This window comes from Spirosoma montaniterrae, assembly GCF_001988955.1.
GTDB lineage: Bacteria > Bacteroidota > Bacteroidia > Cytophagales > Spirosomataceae > Spirosoma > Spirosoma montaniterrae.
The window spans coordinates 4,321,324-4,341,630 of record NZ_CP014263.1 but is presented as its reverse complement, the minus strand read 5'-3'; the positions used below and the strand labels follow the sequence as shown (position 1 = coordinate 4,341,630).

The following is a 20,307-nucleotide window of genomic DNA, read 5'->3' as shown; positions in this document are numbered from 1 at the left end:
TGTTTGCGCCTTCGCTACGATATGACAAAAATTCTGATTACTGGTGCCAATGGGCTACTGGGCCAAAAATTGGTCGACCTGCTTGCGAAACAAGCTGATGTTGAGTTGATAGCTACTGCTCGCGGGCAAAATCGGTTACCTTTTTCCGACGGGTATACGTATCGGTCGATGGATATTACCGACCGGCAGCAGGTGCTCGATACGCTGGCCGAGGTGCGGCCCGATGCGGTTATCCACGGCGCAGCCATGACCGATGTGGATAAGTGCGAATTGGACAAAGATGCCTGCTGGGCACAGAATGTATCGGCTACCGAATACATCGTGGAAGCCTGTCAGCAAACCAACGCGTTTCTTTGCCACGTTTCGACCGATTTTATTTTCGACGGTGCCGCCGGTCCTTACGACGAAACCGCCGAACCGAATCCCATCAGCTTCTACGGCTGGAGCAAGTATGCCGCCGAGAAAGTAGTACGGCACAGCGGTATCCGGTGGGGCATTGCCCGCACGGTGCTGGTATATGGTATTGCCCATGACATGAGCCGCAGCAACATCATTTTGTGGGTCAAGAAATCGCTCGAAGATGGCAAAAAAATCAAGGTCGTGACCGATCAGTTTCGCAGCCCAACGCTGGCCGAAGATTTAGCACAAGGATGTGCGTTGATTGCTACCCAACAGGCCGAAGGTATCTTCAACATTTCGGGCAAAGAGGTGCTGACACCCTACGAAATGGCAATTCAAACCGCCGATTACTTCGGTCTCGACAAGTCGCTGATTACGATGGCCGATGCTTCTACGTTCAAACAAACCGCCCGTCGCCCTCCGCGTACAGGGTTTATCATCGACAAAGCCCGCACGGTGCTCGGCTATGACCCCCACAGCTTTGATGAGGGCATTGCCACGCTGGCAAGTCAGTTGGCAAAATGACCATCAGCCTGAAAGTAAAACCTGGCAGCAAAGTAGATATGTTGTTCTACGATGCTGCCGGGTCAGGCCGCGAAAAGCTGCTCACTGCGAAGATTAAAGCCCCGGCGCAGGATGGTAAGGCCAACGCCTATTTGGTTGAGTTTCTGGCGAAGCAATTAGGCGTTGCCAAGTCGGGAGTAGCGATTGTTTCGGGCCACACGAGTCAGCACAAACGAGTGGCGATTGATGTGAGTGAAGAACACTTTTCGCGCTTTCAGGAAAGTTTGGGGATTTAGTCCTTAAGCGTAGTAAGAGCCTGGCCGGGCAAGGGGAAGATTTATTGGGCTACCGACGCTACGCTGTCAAGCCCTTGTAAAGTGACTGTTGGCAACTCAAATAACTTCTAAGTGATCTTAGGACAAGCTGTGAATGTCAATCTTAACCCGGCCTTGGATTACATCCTTAAAAAACTTTTTCAGTTGAATCCACATTTTATTCATTGGCTTGAAAAATTCTGTTTGTTTCATGGTTTATCGCTGTTTTAAGAGAGAATCTGTGTTAGATGATGCTTTACCATACAATACTAACCAAACTAATGCCTAAAATCGTAAAAGCTTGTAAATGAAGATTTCGTAATGCCAACAGGGGCAGACTTAAGCAGCTAACCGATAGTATAAATCGACCGTCCTGATTCAGATAAGGAGCAATATGTTCCGCCGTCAAATACTGTAAGGCTACACCTACAGCCGCCGTAACCCAAAATATAATCCAGAATTTAGGCTCGTACTGCGTCAGGGCGTCTTCGGTATGTTTCTGATACCATGCCCTACGTTTAAGGGTGGTTTCGCTATGTTTTTCCATAAGGAATGGATTGAATTGGTTTGCCCGGAAATGGGTGGGACTGGCTTATCACAAAAGCAGTATTAGTGTTACTTACTCATTGTATTCATTTGAGCGTCTTTTAGAACCAACTCTATACTTGAGACTACCAAGCCTGGGTCATCTCGGTGAACAAAGTGTCCAGCGTTTGCACTGTAAAAGAAACGTCCTTTGGGTACCGTGTCAACGAACTTTATCCAACGCCCTATGCGAAACTTCGTCTTCGAATGGAATAATGCTTCATCAATCGGTTTGGCATTGGGAAAGGGTTCAAAACGTCCACTGGTTATAAATGAGATAGGTATGTTAGGTAGTGGTTTGCCATTGAACTCAGAAAATTCAGACCGTCTAAGATTAAACAGAATTTGTAATTCTTCCTGAAGCGAAGTCGGCATTTTAGGATTGGGTTTGAAAGTCTCAACTCGGCGCTGAGCCATTACGCTGTCTACGTGTGCTTTACTCAAACCAACGTCTAACATATACTGACCAAAGTGGTCATAAGTCTCTGTGAAATCTGCCGGGTCAATAATTACTAACCCGGCTAGTTCTTGGGGATAATAAACGGCAAATCCTCGCACGTAAACTCCGCCTAAGGAATGCCCTACCAGCACATAAGGTGGTTTAACATGTAAAGCCTGTAATACTTTTCTGAGTTTATCGGCTACGTTTTTGACGGTAGGCATTTGCTGGTCAGGTTGAGAATCGCCTATTCCCGGTCGATCATAAGCTACTACAGGGGCTATCTTGCTCACCTGATTAAAGATTGGATTCCAGTGCTGCATCGGCGTCCCAAAGCCACTTTCAAACACAATGACAGGTTCATTTTGTTTTCTTGTTTCTAACCCGGAGACTTGTACAGCGATTTGGGTACCGTCGATGGTAATCTTTTGGGATTGTGCATATGCTTTACCGAAAGAGATAGAGAAAATTAGCAGAAGTAAGAGGTTATTCATAGAATATAGAAATGATAAATACTCGTGATAGACAGAAGATGCAAAATCTTCTCAAATCCATATCAAGCTGCTCTGTTTCTTTTGTTGAATAAGCAATATGATAGACGTTGAAATCAGCTACACCGCATCGACCGGCTCTTCTGCTTTGACTGCTTCTTCCCGGCGGGGGATGTAATGGCGGAAAAAGCTGCTGATTTTCATTTGCAATACGCCAAACACCGCTTCCTTGAAAATCTTGGACGACATTTTCGAGACGCCCTTCGTTCGGTCGGTGAAGATGATGGGTACTTCGGTAATGCGGAAGCCGTATTTCCAGCATGTAAACTTCATCTCGATCTGGAATGCATAGCCCACGAACTTAATCGGGTTGTGCAGGATAACTTCCAGTACATCAGCCCGGTAGCAAACAAAACCCGCCGTGGGGTCCATGATGTTCATACCCGTGACAAAGCGCACATAAACGCCCGCAAAGTATGACATCAGTACCCGGCCCATAGGCCAGTTGACCACGTTTACGCCCTTGATATACCGCGACCCAACGGCCACGTCGGCGCGGGGTGCACCAGCCCGGTTCGATTCGTCGTCGGCGCAGGCGTGATAGAGCCGAATCAGGTCGTCGGGGTTGTGCGAGAAGTCGGCGTCCATCTCGAAGAGGTACTGATAACCGCGTGAGAGAGCCCATTTAAACCCGTCGATATAAGCCGTGCCTAAGCCCAGCTTACCGCGCCGTTCGAGCAGGTTCAGCCGGCGCGACGGGCCGTTGGCCGGAAACTCGTCCTGCAAATCGCGAACGCGCCGTGCCGTGCCATCGGGCGAACCATCATCCACAATCAGAATGTCGAACGGTTCGGGCAAACTGAACACCTTACGAATGATGGCTTCGATGTTTTCGATTTCGTTGTAGGTGGGTATGACAACAAGGCGTTCTTTCACGGGCAATTGAGCGGGTTGCTATTCGGTTTTGACCTCCTCCTACAAGAACAGCAAAAAACCTGTTTTTTGTGCAGGAAAATCATTAAAAATTCTTAATCAATTGGTTGCGACAACGCTTCGGCCAGCCGCCTGCCCTTACCAATGCAATCGGCCAACGAGACGCCCCCGTACCAGTTGGCGCAAACGAACAGGTTCTGCCCGGCCAGGGCGTCGACCTGATGCTTCACCGCTACGATAGCTTCATCGTATTGTGGAATAGCCCGTTCCCAGCGATAAACTGCCCGGAACGTTGGCGCATTGGCCCGAATACCGAAACTTTCGGCCAGTTCGCGATGAACGTTAGCCAGCAGTATCTCATCGGGCTGCTGGGCGTTGCGGGCTGATTGGGTTCCGCCCACAAAAGTCGTGAACAGCACTTCATCGGCGGGGCAGCGGCCCGAAAAAATCGAACTGCTCCAGATGTGTCCGGCGCAGAAACGACCTTCAACGTGCGGATTCAATCCACCAAAGCCGTTGAGCGGGTGCTGCACGTCGGCGCGTTTGTAGGCCGAATGCACGGCTGTCATAGGCGGATACGAAACGCCGTGCAGCGCATCGGTCAGGCCGGGTGTGTGCGGGGCCACAAGCCGGGCGGCTGCGTCGGTGCCAACGGCCAGCACAAGCCGGTCAACGGTTTCAATTCCCTGTACGCTCTGAACCCGCCAACCGTTGCCAACGCGCTCAATTTCGGTAATGGGTGTCTTGAGCGATAAATTTTCGAGCCTGGCAGTCAGTGCGTTGGGTAGCGTTTGCATGCCTTCCCGGAAACTGAACGACTGCCGCCGACCGGTTGCCGACTGGTTCTTTATCAGTCCGCGCAGCACCGAGCCATACTCGCGTTCGTATGCTAACAGAAGCGGGAACGTTTCCGAAACCAGCAGATGCTCGGGGTCGCCTGCGTAGATGCCTGCCACAAACGGGCCGAGTGCGTAGTCAACGATTTCGTCAGTAAACCGGCGTCGGAAAAAAGCGGCCAGGGTTTCGCCGGGGGGCGACGTGGTGCGGTTAGCAGGCTCACGAAACATGGCCCATTTGGTTTTCCAGCTAAAAAAATTGCCGAACAGCAGCGACGGCGGACCGGAGGGCAGGGCGCGATACTGCCCATTTCGGAAAATAAACCGCGCCTTGCTGACCGGATTGGCAAACACCAGTTCGGGCGTCAGGCTCAGACCGTCGAGCCAGGCCAGTAAATCGGCGTCGCCCAGCAGCGAGTTGGGGCCGAGTTCGCGCAGGTACGGCCCGTCGCGCCGGGAGCGAATGTAGCCGCCGGCTTGGTCAGATGCTTCCCAAATCTGGTAAGGAATGCCGCGTTGCTGAAGCTCAAATGCTAAAGTCAGGCCCGAAATGCCTGCACCAATAATGCCGATTCTCATGAACGAGCGGGCTTTTTGGTATCTATTTTCTTTTTCAGATTGTCTGTCACTCGCTTGTAAATGGCTTCCATCTCGCGCGGGTGCGACGAGTAATAAACATAGCTGTTGGTATAGGCTGCCGTGTCGACCTTGAACTTGGTAAATATCTTCTTTTCCAGGTGCTTATACGCCATATTGGCCGAATCGGTCGATGCCAGGCTCAGTCGGCTAATACGGCTTTCGGCCATATGTATTTCGGTCAGAATCCGGGCCATCTGGTCGGCGGGTATAAGATTATCGGGCCGATCATCGTTGGGGGGCGAGCAGGCCATCGTAACCCATACCAGAAAGAGTGTCAGTATTCGTTGCATAGGGTAGTAAAGCTGGTTCGACGTGTCGAACTTGTTACCTTTGTAAGGCTGCGAAAGTCCGCAAAGTTCGGGCATCTTCGTTAAAATAACCTAACGCTCGTTCGGTATGAATGAATTCATAGCCCGGCTCCGAAACTTTGATATTCGCATCCGAAAGGCTGTTAACTCGCAGATACGTGGCTCGTTTCGTTCGGTGTTCAAAGGGTCCGGTCTGGAATTTGCCGACCTGCGCACGTATCAGTATGGCGACGACATTCGGGCTATCGACTGGAACGTATCGTCGAAGGGACATGGTACGTTCGTGAAGGTTTTTCGCGAAGAAAAAGACCAGACCGTATTCTTTTTGGTCGACGTGAGTGCGTCGCAGCAGGTAGGTCCGCGCCACCGGCACAAACTGGATGCGACCAAAGAAATCTGCGGTACATTGGCCCTGTCGGCCATTCGCGAGGCCAGCCACGTTGGGCTGTATTGTTTTTCGGACCAGAAAGAGCGGTACATCAAACCGGCTAATGGCATGAAAACAGGGTATCAACTGATTATGAGCCTGTATCGACTACAACCGGAGTCGATCCGAACCAATCTGTCGGAAGCTATTCTGTTTACCCTCAACGCCCTCAAACGCCGGAGTGTCGTAATTTTGCTGTCTGATTTCATCGATCAGCATTACGAGCACAACCTGAAAGCGTTGGCAAAAAAACACGATCTGGTGGTGTTGCATCTCTACGATCAGCGCGAAGTGAGCCTGCCACGGCTGGGCATTATTCCGGTTCATGACACCGAAATGAATCGTACCGTCTGGGTCAATACCTCGTCGCCTGCGTTCAGAACCCGCCTGCACGACACCTTCCGGCAGAATCAAACCCGACTCGAACGCCTATGCCGCCAATACAACGCCAATTACCTCGCCCTCGATGCACAGGAAGATTTTGTCCCAAAACTCGTAGAATTATTCCGGGTGAGAAAATAAGTGAAAAATGAAAAGTGAAAAATGGCTTCATAGTGTTACCGATACGTTAGTAGGGCAGCGTATCGTTGCACTGCTTTCATTTTTCATTTTTCATTTTTCATTTTTCACTACCCACGCGCAGCCCGTTGGCAAGTTTCTGACCGACAGCATCGAGATCGGAAGGCCGTTCAGGTATTCGCTGACGTATCGTCACGCGCCTAATGTCGATGTGCTGTTTCCCGACACGGCCCGGCAGTTTGCGCCCTATCTGGTAAGAGCCGTTGACGTATATGCCACGCAAACTACTGGCAGCGGCCCAACGGCAATCAGCCGGGATAGTGCTGTGTATACGCTGTTGTCGTTTGAAACCGATTCGCTGCAAACGTTGCAGGTCCCAATACGGCTCATTGGCTCGACGGATTGCACAGACGTGTACGCGCCTGTCGACACGGTTTTCCTGCATTCAAAATTAACAACCGGGCCGGTAGCGCAAACGCTGGCGGCTAATACAACGCTGGTTCCGCTTCGTCAACAGTTCAATTACCCCGTTCTGGTATTTGTCATAGCCGGGCTGAGCGCATTGGCTCTGCTGGCCTATGGATTGCTGGGGCGCATTGTTGCCCGACAGTGGCGACTCTACCGGCTTAATCGGCGGCATATCCGATTTATAAAAACCTATAATCGACTTAGCCGAAACCTTACCGCAGATACCGCATCAGACATTGCCAACGACGCCATCGTTCTTTGGAAAAAATACCTTGAGCGGCTTGATAAACAGCCTTATATGTCGCTAACCACTCCCGAAATAGCCGAGCGTATCAATGATGAACGCGTTACGAACGCGCTGCGCGAGGCCGACCGTATGATTTACGGCGGAGTGTTTACGGAACACTCGCAGTCGGCTCTGCGCGTTTTGAGCGATATTGCCACCGTGGCCTACCGCCGTCGTCGGGCTGTTTTGCAACATCGGCGAACGCAACCTCAAACTGAACCGGCCTGAAACCAATTTTTAGCAATTATGCAGCCCTGGTATTCGCTTCACTGGTTTAGCCCACCGCAATGGCACGCCTTTCGGTTTGCCAACCCAAGTGTGTTGTGGTTTATTCCGGCGGTGCTGTTGTTGTTTGTGTTACGCCACTACATAGGTCGCAAAAACCAGCAACGGCTAAATGTGTCGCTGGGGCCACTCGCTGCGGCATCGGGCCGGGCCGACTGGCTTCAGACGGCTTTTTCGCTTGTAAGTAAACTTCGGTATTTGCTTCCGGTGGCTGTTTTTACCGGCGTAAGCCTGTTGCTGGTGTCACTGGCCCGCCCGCAACTTGTGCGTGAACGACGCGATGAACAATCGGAAGGCATCGATATTATGCTGGCAATAGACGTATCGGCGTCGATGACCGAAACCGATTTGCCACCTACCCGGCTGGCTGTGGCCCGGCGTGTGGCACAGTCGTTCGTAAATGGTCGTAAAGATGATCGGATTGGGTTAGTCATTTTTGCTGGTGAGGCTTTCTCACTCTGCCCGCTCACCACCGATTATGACTTGGTGAAGCAATATCTGGGCGATTTGAACGATCAGATGATTCGCACGTCGGGAACAGCTATTGGCGATGCGCTCGCCCGTTGTATTAACCGAATGCGAAACCAGTCTGAATCGTCTGAAGATACTGCCACGCAACAGGTTGATTATCAGTTTGCTGAAACCCGGAGTAAAGTAATTATTCTCCTTAGCGATGGCGATAACACTGCCGGAAACCTCGACCCCGTTACAGCCGCCCGGCTGGCAAAGGCATTTGGTATCCGGCTATATACCATTGCCGTTGGTCGGCCCGTTCGTTCTGATTCGACAGCTACCACAGTCGATGAAGGCGTTTTGAAAACAATTGCCGGTATCGGTAACGGCAGTTTTTTTCGCGCTACCGATGCCCGGCGGCTTCGGGCTGTGTTTGCGCAGATCAATCGGCTCGAAAAAGCCCCGGTACGGGTGCAGGTTTATGAAGACGTACAGGATTATTACCGGGTGTATATGTACTGGGGAATCGCCTTTCTGCTCTTTGCGCTGTTCCTTAAAATTACCATCTTCGGCAATGTGCTGGAAGATTGATGATGGAACACGGATTGAACGGATGTTACGGATTCACACGGATTTTAGCTGTAATCTATCCGTGTGAATCCGTATCATCCGTTCAATCTGTGTTCCTCTTTAACACGTATGCTGAAATCGTTTTATAATGCCGATGTCCTCGAAGCGGGACTTGACGAGGTAGGGCGGGGTTGTCTGGCCGGGCCGGTAGTAGCGGCTGCGGTGATTTTGCCACGCAATTACCGCCACCCCGTCCTAAACGACTCCAAACAGTTAACCCGCGCTCAACGCGAAACGCTCCGCATCGACATTGAACGCGACGCGCTGGCCTGGGCCGTGGCCGAAGTTTCGCACGAAGACATCGATAAAATCAACATTCTGAAAGCCAGCTTTCTGGCAATGCACCGCGCCGTCGACGCGCTCACCACCCGGCCCGAACACCTGCTGGTCGATGGCAATCGGTTTGTACCGTACCCGATGATTTCGCATACCTGCATCGTGAAAGGCGACGCCCACTACCTCTCGATTGCAGCGGCTTCTGTTCTTGCCAAAACCTACCGCGACGACCTGATGGAACGGCTGGGTGCTGAGTTTCCGGCCTACGGCTGGGCGCAGAATGTGGGCTATCCAACGCCCGCCCATCGCAACGCCATTCGGCAGTTCGGCCCGACCAAGTATCACCGCATGAGTTTTCGGCTGATGTGATTAACGCCATGAATAATTTAACAGGATAGTTTAAATTTGGCAAATTAATAAAAATAATATATGTATAAATTCTATATAAGTACAATAGTATTTCTGTTCTGTGCTATTCCGGTACTTGCTCAGAATACAACCGGAAATCGGCTGCGCCAACAGCTTGATGCGGCACGGTCTGCCAACAGCCCGCAGACAATCGACCTGTTTAGCGTGTCGAATGCAGTTAACTACAGTGCGGCTCAATTTAAAGCGGGTCAGCCGCCCGTATCGCTTCGTATCGACAGCCGCGCACTGTCTCAAATTGTCAGCGAACGCCCCGCCCTGCTTGCGCTATCGATTCCGGCAATAAATGGCCCTATCGATCTTGAATTAGTACCCGTAAACCTGTTTGCCCCCGATTTCGCACTGTTGATTGGCACAGATGCCGGTACGCAGCAGGCTCCTATGAATCGGGGCGTATTCTATCAGGGGTTTATCAAAAATAAGGCCAACTCGCTGGCCTCGGTCAGTATCGTTGATGGCGTACTGAGCGGCTTCGTGGCCGACGAAACGGGCAACCGGGTACTTAGCCAATTGCCGAAATCCCCAGATAACTACCTGTTTTTCTACGACAATACGCTTGCCAGCCAACGTCCGTTCATCTGCCAGACGGAAGACTCCAAAACGCCTGTTGAGTTGCAGAATTCGGTAGCACCCCAGGCTATTGATTGTAAGGTAGTTGCCATTTATCTGGAGGCCGATTATCAGATGTACATCGCGAACGGATCGAGCGTTGTTGCCACAACCAATTACATCACCAGCCTTTTCAATCAGGTGGCTACTATCTACAACCGCGAAAATATTGCCATTAGCTTAGCCGGTATCAAGGTCTGGACAACCACCGACCCGTATGCAAGTCGGATCAATACGAACGATTTGCTCATTACGTTTACTAACTACCAGAATACGAATCCACCGCCGGGCATCAGTAGCCAGCTTTCACAGTTGCTATCGACGCGTCAGTTAGATGGCGGGCGGGCGTATATCGATGTGTTATGCGTGCCTTCGCTCAAATACGGCGTCAACGCAAACATGCAGGTGCAGTATGTCGATCTGGTTAACTACTCGTGGGAGGTTAACGTACTGGCCCACGAATTAGGCCATAATTTCGGTTCGCCCCACACGCATAGTTGCCTATGGCCGGGTGGCCCTATCGACAACTGCGCCCAGCCCGAAGGCAATTGCCAGCCCGGACCGTCGCCAACCAACGGGGGGACTATGATGAGTTATTGCCACACGACATTCGTCGGCATCAATTTCGCTAACGCATTTGGCCCGCTTCCCGGCAATCTGCTCCGCAACCGAGTGTCGGCCAGCACCTGTGTTAGTACGGCTACTGGTCTGCCAACGAATCTGGCTTTCCGAAACGTTCAGCCCACAACGGCGAAGGTGTACTGGCAATCGAATGCCGGCAGTACTACTTTCACGCTGCAATACCGGCCTGTGGCTACCGCTACCTGGACAACCGTTGGGCCGGTAGTTGGGCAGGAGTATTCGTTTACCGGGTTGCAGCCCAGCACTGCGTATGCCTGGCGTGTAACGGGTGAGTGTTCCAGCGGTTATTCGGCAGAAGCTACGTTTACGACCGGGCAACCTGTTTACTGCACGCCAACATACAGCAATAACGGATGTTCGTTTGGTATTGGCATCAATCGGGTTGTGTTGAGCGGGACGGCGTTGAGCAATAATACTGGCTGTTCGCCCATTTATTTCACCTATTTCTCATCGCCGGTAGGCAGCGTCTCGCGTACATCGAGCAACACGCTCGCTATTGACTTTCTGGGCTATTTCAACGGGCAACAGGTTTCGGTCTGGATCGATCTGAATCAGGATTATATTTTTGACCTGAGCGAGCGGGTATATGCCACTACGCAGCAGTTTACAACGCCCATTGTGGCTACGTTCTCGCTGCCTGCTGGCGCACCCGCCGGGGTAACGCGCCGAATGCGGATTCGGAATCAATTCTGGTTGCCCGTTACCGACCCATGCGGTACGCTTGATTATGGCGAAACGGAAGATTATCAGGTTTTTATCGATGGTGGTTGCCCGCCAACGCCCACAATTATTGCATCATCAACGGCAATAAGCTGTCAGCAAAGTACATCACTGACTGTCACAAACTGCCCCGGTACAGTGGCCTGGTCGTCGGGCAGTAGCGGCAGTTCGATTGTGGTAGCCCCTACCCAAACAACAACCTATACGGCGACCTGCACACAAAATGGCTGCTCATCCAGCCAAACGAGCGTAATAGTCGTATCGCCCAACACTGTATCGCGGCAATCGGGTAGCTGGACAAACCCCGCCATCTGGTCGTGTAATCGGGTTCCTGATGTGCTGTCACCCGTAACAATCCAGGCCGGCCATATCGTTACCATACCTGCTAACATTACGGCAGAAGCTCAATCGTTACGCCTATTAGGGAGCGTAAACTACCTCTTCAACGCCCGGCTCCGATTTGGCAGCACGGTTGGAAGTCTACTTATACCACCTCGATAAGTCAATAAACGAGCTACATCTCAACAACAACAATGCCGGACATGTCAATAATGAATGTCCGGCATTGTCACAAAAAAATCACTGATTACACGACTTCCTGCATGCCTGCTCGTTCGCGCAACTTCTCGGTAGGCCGGAAACGCTCGCCGTAGGTGTCGGCCAGCCGGTCGAGGGTTTGTACGAAGGTTTCGACGCCGACGAAATCAACGAACGACAGTGCCCCGCCGGTGTAGGCCGGGAAACCCCACGCCAGAATCGAACCGAGGTCGCCATCTAACTTCGTGCGAACGACGCCCTCTTCAAAACAGCGCACGGCTTCAATGGCCTGCCGATACAGCAACCGCGTTTTTACTTCCTCCAAACCCGGCTGCTCGTCGGCAACCGGGTAAAGTTCGGCGAGACCGGGCCAGATAACCTTCTGTCCGCCATCGGGATACTCGTAAAAACCGGCTTTCGCTTTTTTGCCAACACGACCTAACTCATTCATCTTCTGTACCATTCGATACGTCGGTTCATCGGCAGAGAGCGCACCGGCTTTGATGGATTCGGTCATCACTTTCAGGCTTAAATCAAGGGCCACCTCGTCGTGTACGGCCAGCGGGCCAACGGGCATACCGGCAGCTTTTCCCGCATTCTCAATCAGCACCGGCGATACGCCATCGTTCAGCAGTTCCATGCCCTCGGCAGTGTAGGTGCCAAAGCAGCGCGACGTGTAAAAGCCCCGGCTGTCGTTAACCACAATGGGCGTTTTCCTGATTTTGCGGGTATAGTCGATGGCAACCGCCAGGGCGTAATCGCTCGTTTGCTGACCCATGATGATTTCGACCAGCATCATCTTATCGACGGGTGAGAAGAAGTGGATGCCGATAAAGTTTTGCGGATTGGCCGACGCCTGCGCCAGTCCCGAAATAGGCAGCGTAGACGTGTTGGAGCCAAATACGCCCCCGGCTGGATTGCCCCCGGTTGCCAACATCGGTTCGGCTTCTTTCGTGACTTGCGCTTTCAGTTCCTGCTTCTCGAAAACGGCTTCGATAATCAGGTCGCAGCCCTGCATGTCGGCGTACTTGTCGGTGGCTTTGATCAGATTCAGTACGCCGTCTACTTTCAGCGGGTCGACTTTGCCGCGTTCGACACCTTTTTTCAGGAGGTTGCGCGAGTAGTCTTTACCGCGTTCAGCCGCTTCGACCGACACGTCTTTCAGCACAACTTCGATGCCCGCCTGCGCCGATACGTAGGCAATGCCCGCGCCCATCATGCCCGCGCCCAGAATCCCGACCTTCTTTACATCGGTTTTCGGCACGTCTTTCGGGCGGCTTGCTCCTTTGTTGGCTTCGTTCATGCCCAAAAACATGGTGCCAATCAGGGCTTTCGCTACTTTTGAGGTAGCCACTTTCACGAAATGCCGTGCTTCGATCACCAACGCCCGGTCGATATTCACCTGCAAGCCTTCATAGACGCAGGCCATGATTTCGAGCGGGGCGGGGTAGTTGCCTTTGGTTTTGTCCATCAGCATGGCCGTGCCAGCCGCGAAGGTTTGTGCGCCAACCGGACTTTGAATGTTCCCGCCCGGCACCTTGAAATTGTCTTTGCCAACAATTTTACCCGTCTTGCGGTCAATTTCGTCCCACGGTTTTACGGGCTTCGGGTTGGCCGCAATCCAGGCGCGGGCCTTTTCCAGTAGCTGTTCGGGTGTGTCGGCGATGTCGTCGATCATGCCGAGATTTTTGGCTTCCTGAACGCCCACTTTTTTGCCTTCCACAATGAGCGGCAGCGCGGCCTGAATGCCAATCATACGCGGCAGTCGCTGCGTACCGCCCGCGCCGGGCAACAGACCGATGGTTACTTCGACCAGCCCGATTTGGGTCTTCGGATTATTTAAAGCAATGCGGTGATGGCAGGCCAGACAGATTTCGTAGCCACCGCCGAGGGCCGTGCCGTTGATGGCGGCCACGGCAGGTTTGCCGCTCGTTTCGATGCTCCGAAACACCCGGTTCAACTCCGACGACACCGTCAGCATTTCGGTGGGGTCTTTATCGTTGTTGCGCAGAATCATTTTCAAGTCGGCTCCGGCCACGAACTCCGGTTTGGCCGAGGTAACGATAATGCCTTTCACCGACTCGTCGGCATAAGCTTTCTGAAGAGCTTCTTCAAACTGCGGGATCGATTCGTCGTTCAGCACGTTCATCGGCGACGACGTCATTTCCCACGTAATAACAGCGACGGAATCGCTGACAGCATAGTGAATTGCCATGATAGAAAATTCTTTTGTTGATTTGGTCAGTCGGGTATTTTGGTCAGTGGTTCCACAAACTCGTGCCGACTATTTGCTCTGCCTTTCATAGAATGCCACTGCCCGTTTTCTTCGTAAGGTTTAATTATGTCCCAAAGGCCGGTTTGAGGGTCATAGGGGCCGATGCCTGTGTACAGAAACGGGAAAACCACCCGCCCGGTGCTGTCGATCAACCCCCGAAACATAAGGTGCCGTTCGGGGTCGAGCTTGCCCACTACCGCGTAGCCATCCCGAAACGGCGAGGCTTCATCGAACTGTAGCGGAATAACTTCGCGGCCTTTTGTATCGACGTAGCCCCACTTTTCCTGGTTTATGGGGCCACGACCTACGGCGTAATAGTGTCCGCCTAAATCGCCAAATTTCGTGTACGTGAATGGCCCCGCTTCGCGCCCCTGTCGGTCAATGAAACCAACAGCGAACACACCTTTCTGACCCTTTTGTACCAAACACAGCCCGTCGATAAAAGCCGCAGCGTTGGCGTAAATAAGCGGAATTATTTCACGCCCGGTGGTGTCGATGAATCCGCAAAGCCCGTTTGTGCCACGCACGAAGGCCAGTCCACCCTCATCAAAGTTGCGCACGGATTGGTACTTGACAAAGGTGATTCGGTTGCAACGGGCGTCGACAAAGCCGTAGCGATTTTGTCCGTTTCCCCAGAGGTCGTTCGGGTGGCGTTTGGTCAGGATGGCAAAGCCGTTGACCACCAGCCCCGTTTCGTCGTAATTGGTTTCTTCGGCATTTTCCGGCACAACGCTTTTCTGTGTTATGTACATCAGATAGCCAACGCCTATCACGAACACAACACCCGCAGCACCAATCAGATACAGGATGATTCGACCCATCTTGTTTTACGATTTATGGTCAAGCCGATGTTTTCCAATCGTCGCTGTGCGTCGGCCAGCATCGTGTATCAGTTCACGCGCTCAAAAATCGTGGCAATGCCCATACCTCCCCCAATGCATAGGGTCGATAAACCAAACTGTTTGCCGCTACGTTCGAGTTCGTCAATCAGGGTTGCCGAGATAATGGCTCCGGTAGCACCCAGCGGGTGGCCCAGCGCAATAGACCCGCCATTGACGTTCAGTTGACCGTGGTCAACGCCAAACTCATCCATGAACAGCATCGGCACGGCAGCAAAGGCTTCGTTCACCTCAAATAAATCGATGTCTTTAACGCTCATACCCGCCCGTTTCAGCACTTTGTGCGTGGCCGGAATGGGGCCGGTGAGCATAATGGTTGGCTCAGAGCCGACAATGGCAAAGGCTTTGATGCGGGCACGGGGCTTCAATCCGGTTTTCTCGCCAAATTCCTTCGAGCCAATCAATACACCAGCCGCACCGTCAACAATCTGCGATGAGTTGCCTGCGTGGTGAACGTGATTGATTTTATCGAAACTGGCATATTTCAGCAACGCCAGCGCATCGAGACCCATCTGCCCCATCATCTCAAAAGCGGGTTTCAACTTCCCTAAACTCTCGGCGGTGGTGCCGGGCCGAACGCCCTCGTCGCGGTCGAGTACGGTAATGCCGATGTCGTCTTTCATCGGCACTAAGGTTTTATGAAACCGGTTGTCGGCCTGTGCGGCTTCGGCCCGGCGGTACGACTCAGCCGCAAACGCGTCGACGTCGTTGCGCGAGTAGCCGTATTTGGTGGCAATCAGGTCGGCAGAAATGCCCTGCGGAACAATGTTATGGCGGGCCACAATCTGCGGATTCATGAAAATAGCCCCGCCATCGCTGCCCATCGGCACCCGCGACATGCTTTCGACACCCCCCGCCACAATGGCATCGACCTGCCCCGACATCACGTAGGCCCCGGCCATGTTGATGGCTTCCAGCCCCGACGAGCAGAAGCGGTTCAACTGAACGCCTGCTACGGTTTCGGCGTAACCGGCTTCGAGAGCGGCAGTGCGGGCAATGTCGGCACCCTGTTCACCGATGGGCGTCACGCAGCCCATAATCACGTCATCGACCAGCGACGTGTCGAGTTGGTTGCGGTCGCGGAGTTTGCTTAATACGCTGGTTAGCAGCGTAATCGGCTGAATATCGTGGAGCGATCCGTCGCTCTTGCCCCGCCCGCGTGGTGTACGAACGGCGTCATAAATGAAGGCTTCTGCCATAGCTTCTCTCTGAAAAAGTAGTATGCGTGCATACTGTTTTTAGTCGAACAAAAGTACGGGATTGCTTTAGATTGGGCAATCGATTTGGGTTAATTCTACAAAAAGTTTAGCATAAACCAGAACGCCCCGGTCAGTTGACCGGGGCGTTCTGGCGCGAGGACTTCATCGTGCCGGTGAAAAATGCCTGCGTTTACTTGTCTAATACAACCGCGCCATGCACGACATACGCGCCCGATTCTGTTGCCAGATTATAAACCGTTTCTACACAGCGTGTTACTTTGTCGACGCCAGCAACGCGATACGCCATGGACTGCCCGTTTTCGATCTGGTAAAGCAACTCGCCTGCTTTTACCTCGCCGAGTGGTTTGCGGCCCGTGTTGGTCAGCACCGGGTGGTTGGGCGTAGCCTCAAATAGCGTTGGCCGGGTTTGAATCTGGCGTATGTCGGCGGTGAGCGCGTTGGCTGGAACAAGCCACACGCCCGTTAGCGCAAATTGGCCCGTGTGCGTATCGATGCGGGTAACGCGGGTAGGCGTAACGGTTTTTGTTTGTGGATTGTAGCCCAGCACAACGTCGCCCGTTTTTACATTGGCAATAGCTTTGGCGGTGCCGTCGGCCATTGTAATGGGCGCGTCGGACGCGAAACAGAAGTTATATTCTTCTTTTTTCTTTGCACCGCCCTCGTCAGTTTTGCCCGTGCCGCCCGCCAGCAGGTTCGCCATCTCGCGCGACAGTACGAACGTCAGGGCCGACATCAGACCGGGTTCTTTTTCACCCACATATTTTAAATCATCGATGTAGGCGTCCCAGGCTTTGCGGTCTGCCGAGGCTCCCGGCACCACGAACGGCTTTACTTCGCCCGATTTTTCGTTTTTGTAGATTGCCAGCAGGCCGAGGTCTTTGGTATCGTCGGCGGCATACACTTTGTAGAGGTAAATCTTGCGTGTAATGCCGTCGCTGTAGGCAAATACGTAGGCGGGGCGTTCTTCGTAACGGTCCAAAATAAACCCGCCCGATTTCAGATAGGTGTCTTTGTCGAGGTTGGCAATTTTAATGGCTTTCACCGCTTTAAGCTGATCGAGGGTCATGCTACCCGGCGACGACTGCGCCCAAACGCGCTGGCTGATGGTTTGCGTTGCTATGGCGCAGGCAATGAAGAACAGAAAGGAGAGTACGTTGTTTTTCATGGTTGTATGTTTATTGATTAGCCCACCCGCGCCGTTATGGCCTCAACAGCCCGCCGGGCCGACGTGAACGCCCCAGCCATCCAGGCGGTGAGGTAAGTAGTATGCTCGCCTGCCAAATAGATGTTCCCATCGGGTTCCAGCAGAGCAGGGTAGTGTTTTTTGCGTATCGCGTCGTCATAGGTAGCCCAGCCGCCCCCGCTGTAGGGAATCCGGTGCCAGGCCAGCGAAAACGAGTTCTCAAACTCGGTGGCATACTGCGGGTGAATTTTACGGCCCTGCTCCAGAGCCAGTTTCTCCCGCTCGGCCACGGGTAAGGCACCCACAGCTTCGGCCCGGCCATAAAAATTGTAATAGCCAATCAGTACGCCCTTGCTACCCTGAAATCCGAACGACGGATACCAAATCTGGTTGATGTCCATGTTGGTACGCGAAATGCCGCCATAAATCCAGTCGTCTTCTTCCCAGAACCGCCGTTTAAATTGCAGCCCGATTTTGCCGGTTTTGATGTACGGTACAAAGTCAGCCGCCCGCTTCACCGCCCCCGACAGGTCGGAGTCGAGGTTTTTGAGCATGGGCAGCGGCAGTGTGCAAACGCAGAAATCGGCACTCAATTCGGTTGGTTTGCCGTTTTTCTGATACACCACCCGAACGCCATTTTCGGTCTTCCGCAACTCGGTAACGGGCGCATTGAACTGAATTTTACCGGCTAATTTCTTCTCGAATGCCTTCGGAATAGCGTCCATACCGCCCACGGGTTGTAGCAGCGTGGTTTGTTGTTCGTAGATGTAATCACCAACGTTATAGAACACGGGCTGCGAAAAGCCTGATCGCAGCAGGTCGGTCAGGCCGAAGGGGTCGGTCAGTTCGCCGGGCGATTGCCCCGCGCCGGGTTCGCGATTGGATTTATAGCCGCGCCGGTTGGTGCCTTTATACAGACGGGCCGTGTTCAGATCGCCCTCATTCTTCAGAAAATCAATTAGTTTCTCGATGTCTTCTTTCGTGAGCTGCTGATCTAACGCGCTCTGATCAAGCGATTTGGTGAGCAGTTCGGCGGTGTAGCCGCGCATGTCGTTGTGGTATTCCTTGATGCGTAGCCGCCGGTTCGCCAGCGGTCCCGTGCTATCGGGCTGATCGTTGTACAGAAACCCGGCTTCGTTGTTGCCGTTGAAAATCTGGAGCGGTAGGCCCAACTCGCGGCAGTAGTGCAGCGTAAGCTGGTGGTGGTGCGGAATCCGGGCCGCTCCGCCGTTGAAATAATGGCCCTCCTCGAAGCGGCACGTTTGCGGGGTGCCGCCGAGTTCGGTTTCAGAGGTGCCGCCCCGAACGGTCCAGACGCGCCCGCCGGTTCGGTTGCGGGCCTCCAGCACCGTACAATCGTAGCCGAGTTTGCCCAGTTCGTAGGCGGCTGTCAGCCCGGCCAGACCCGCGCCCAACACCACCACCGTGCGCGGTTTACCATTTTCCCGCCTACCGTTGGCGGCTGCTTTCAGGGCCGAAGCCGGGGCGGGCTGGAGCAATCCCCACGCCAGCAGGCCCGCATAACTGGCTGATGTTTGGTTTATAAAATCACGACGGGTCATCCAACAACTTTCTTGAACGTATCCATAAACATCGCCATCTCGTCCATCGTGCCAACGCTGACGCGGCAATAAGGTTGCCCATTGAACTCGCGGGTCTGAATGCCGATACCATTGGCAAACATCTGATTGCTAAACGATTTGGCTTTCATCCGAATCGGGAACAGGATAAAATTTGCCGACGACGGTATGACCTCGTACCCCATATCGGCCAGTGCTTTTGTGGTGTAGGTGCGGGCTTTGGCGTTTTCGGCGCGGCAGTGGTTTTGCCAGTCTTTGTCTTTGTAGCTGGCAATGCCGGCCATGATGGTCGTAACGCCTACTGCAAATTCGCCGTTGGTATACTGGCGGAGCGACTTGAGTGTGTCGGGTTGGGCAACGGCGTAGCCTAAGCGCAACCCCGCAAATCCGTGAATTTTCGAGAACGTGCGGGCCAGAATCACGTTTAGTCCCTCAGATACGAGCTTACCCAGCCGGGGCCGCTCGGCAGGTTCGTAGAAGTCGATATAGGCTTCGTCGATAAAGACCGGCACTTTTGGCGCAACGGCCCGGCAAAACGCTTCCAGATCAGCCGCCGGAACCACCGTGCCGGTCGGGTTATTAGGGTTCACGATGTAAACGAGCTTAACATCGGGCGTGAGTTTCGCCTGGATGGCGTTCAGATCGTATTTATAGTCTTTGGTCATTGGCACGGCCTCGATTTTCGCGCCAAAATCCGACGCCCGTTCCAGGAGGTCGTCGTAGGTCATGGCACTGGTCAGAATGATGCCGGGTCCCGTTCGGTCGGGCCGCGTTTGGTCGCTGTTTTTGGCGTAGTGAGCCGCAGCCGCCATCAGCACGTCCGACGAGCCGGGCGTGACCATAATATTTTCGGGCTTCACGCCTTCATCGGTGGCGATGAGTTGCTTGAGTTGGGCAAACTCCATCCAGCAGTAGCGATTGCCGATTTCGGCGGCTTTCACTAAGGCTTCTTTGGCACTGGGCGCAATACCGAGCGGGTTTTCGTTTGCCAGTAGCCGCGCCCGCAGCTTGGGCAGATCGGGCGGGGTAGCCAGGGTAGCAAATTCATTGACGAATACGGATTGCCCCGGGCTGGATTGCCCCAGGCTGGATTGCCCCAGGCTGGATTGCCCCAGGCTGGATTGCCCCCGCCCGACCGAAGGGGCTGCTTTGGCAAAACGCAACCCCGAACCAAGCCCGGCTGTGAGCAAACCGCTAACGCGCAACCAGTCGCGACGGGAGAATTGAGAAGACATATCTGTAGTGTTTTGGTGTTTTCTTAGATAAAATTAAACGTTTCAATTACAGGTTGTTGCGATTAATTCGTATTCGGCTGATTCTCGAAAAATAGGAAATAAATAGCGGAAAAGCAGATTGAGATAAGAATAATATTTTGAAAATAGTGCTTTATGTAAAATACACTGTAAATGAAAATACCCTGACTC

18 protein-coding genes are annotated in these 20,307 nt (G+C 53.1%); 7 read left to right on the top strand and 11 right to left on the bottom strand.

Translation table 11 applies throughout. The features are described from left to right. Positions 1-21 precede the first annotated feature (21 nt). Both AWR27_RS18670 and AWR27_RS18665 read left to right on the top strand, forming a co-directional pair. A complete protein-coding gene (locus tag AWR27_RS18670) occupies positions 22-924 on the top strand; it encodes an SDR family oxidoreductase (RefSeq protein ID WP_077134075.1) in 903 nt (300 codons plus the stop codon). After that, positions 921-1,199, top strand: a complete 279-nt coding sequence (locus AWR27_RS18665; protein WP_077132593.1) for a DUF167 domain-containing protein — start codon at positions 921-923, stop codon at positions 1,197-1,199. Before AWR27_RS18670 ends, AWR27_RS18665 begins: the two co-directional genes overlap by 4 nt. 274 nt (positions 1,200-1,473) lie before the next feature. On the opposite strand, the gene AWR27_RS18660 is transcribed toward AWR27_RS18665, so the two are convergent. The 5 genes from AWR27_RS18660 to AWR27_RS18640 form a co-directional block, all read right to left on the bottom strand. Then, on the bottom strand, positions 1,474-1,764 hold the full coding sequence (locus AWR27_RS18660; RefSeq protein WP_077132592.1) for a hypothetical protein: 291 nt from the start codon (positions 1,762-1,764) through the stop codon (positions 1,474-1,476). A gap of 68 nt (positions 1,765-1,832) precedes the next feature. Further along, a complete protein-coding gene (locus AWR27_RS18655; protein WP_077132591.1) occupies positions 1,833-2,735 on the bottom strand; it encodes an alpha/beta fold hydrolase in 903 nt (300 codons plus the stop codon). 117 nt (positions 2,736-2,852) lie between these two features. After that, entirely contained in the window at positions 2,853-3,668 is an 816-nt protein-coding gene (locus AWR27_RS18650) for a polyprenol monophosphomannose synthase (RefSeq protein WP_077134074.1), read from the bottom strand. Between the two features lie 92 nt (positions 3,669-3,760). Continuing rightward, positions 3,761-5,080: a protoporphyrinogen oxidase gene (gene hemG, locus AWR27_RS18645; protein ID WP_077132590.1), complete on the bottom strand. Its 1,320-nt coding sequence runs from the start codon at positions 5,078-5,080 to the stop codon at positions 3,761-3,763. Next, positions 5,077-5,505 carry a DUF4296 domain-containing protein gene (locus tag AWR27_RS18640; protein ID WP_232325872.1) on the bottom strand — a complete coding sequence of 143 codons (429 nt, stop codon included), beginning with the start codon at positions 5,503-5,505 and terminating at the stop codon, positions 5,077-5,079. Before AWR27_RS18640 ends, hemG begins: the two co-directional genes overlap by 4 nt. Positions 5,506-5,536: 31 nt before the next feature. Between AWR27_RS18640 and AWR27_RS18635 the strand changes: the two genes are divergently transcribed. From AWR27_RS18635 to AWR27_RS18615, 5 genes are all read left to right on the top strand, one after another. After that, positions 5,537-6,397 (top strand): DUF58 domain-containing protein, encoded by an 861-nt coding sequence (locus AWR27_RS18635; protein WP_077132589.1) that lies wholly within the window; start codon positions 5,537-5,539, stop codon positions 6,395-6,397. Between the two features lie 7 nt (positions 6,398-6,404). Continuing rightward, complete coding sequence (locus AWR27_RS18630; protein WP_232325871.1) at positions 6,405-7,376, top strand: hypothetical protein; 972 nt, start codon at positions 6,405-6,407, stop codon at positions 7,374-7,376. Positions 7,377-7,394: 18 nt separating this feature from the next. Next, complete coding sequence (locus AWR27_RS18625) at positions 7,395-8,477, top strand: VWA domain-containing protein (protein ID WP_077132588.1); 1,083 nt, start codon at positions 7,395-7,397, stop codon at positions 8,475-8,477. A gap of 108 nt (positions 8,478-8,585) precedes the next feature. Beyond that, entirely contained in the window at positions 8,586-9,161 is a 576-nt protein-coding gene (locus AWR27_RS18620; protein ID WP_077132587.1) for a ribonuclease HII, read from the top strand. Positions 9,162-9,221: 60 nt separating this feature from the next. Then, the gene (locus AWR27_RS18615; RefSeq protein ID WP_077132586.1) at positions 9,222-11,690 is read left to right on the top strand and encodes a M12 family metallo-peptidase; all 2,469 of its coding nucleotides are present in this window, start codon (positions 9,222-9,224) and stop codon (positions 11,688-11,690) included. Between the two features lie 85 nt (positions 11,691-11,775). On the opposite strand, the gene AWR27_RS18610 is transcribed toward AWR27_RS18615, so the two are convergent. From AWR27_RS18610 to AWR27_RS18585, 6 genes are all read right to left on the bottom strand, one after another. Then, positions 11,776-13,941, bottom strand: a complete 2,166-nt coding sequence (locus AWR27_RS18610; RefSeq protein WP_077132585.1) for a 3-hydroxyacyl-CoA dehydrogenase NAD-binding domain-containing protein — start codon at positions 13,939-13,941, stop codon at positions 11,776-11,778. Between the two features lie 26 nt (positions 13,942-13,967). After that, the gene (locus AWR27_RS18605; protein WP_077132584.1) at positions 13,968-14,822 is read right to left on the bottom strand and encodes a WG repeat-containing protein; all 855 of its coding nucleotides are present in this window, start codon (positions 14,820-14,822) and stop codon (positions 13,968-13,970) included. 68 nt (positions 14,823-14,890) lie between these two features. Beyond that, positions 14,891-16,099 carry an acetyl-CoA C-acetyltransferase gene (locus AWR27_RS18600; RefSeq protein ID WP_077132583.1) on the bottom strand — a complete coding sequence of 403 codons (1,209 nt, stop codon included), beginning with the start codon at positions 16,097-16,099 and terminating at the stop codon, positions 14,891-14,893. Between the two features lie 190 nt (positions 16,100-16,289). Next, positions 16,290-17,285, bottom strand: coding sequence for a Hint domain-containing protein (locus tag AWR27_RS18595; protein ID WP_077132582.1), 996 nt, complete (start codon positions 17,283-17,285; stop codon positions 16,290-16,292). A gap of 17 nt (positions 17,286-17,302) precedes the next feature. After that, a complete protein-coding gene (locus AWR27_RS18590; protein ID WP_077132581.1) occupies positions 17,303-18,865 on the bottom strand; it encodes a flavin monoamine oxidase family protein in 1,563 nt (520 codons plus the stop codon). After that, positions 18,862-20,118 (bottom strand): pyridoxal phosphate-dependent aminotransferase, encoded by a 1,257-nt coding sequence (locus tag AWR27_RS18585; protein ID WP_077132580.1) that lies wholly within the window; start codon positions 20,116-20,118, stop codon positions 18,862-18,864. The genes AWR27_RS18590 and AWR27_RS18585 overlap by 4 nt, the downstream gene beginning before the upstream one ends. Between the last annotated feature and the right edge of the window lie 189 nt (positions 20,119-20,307).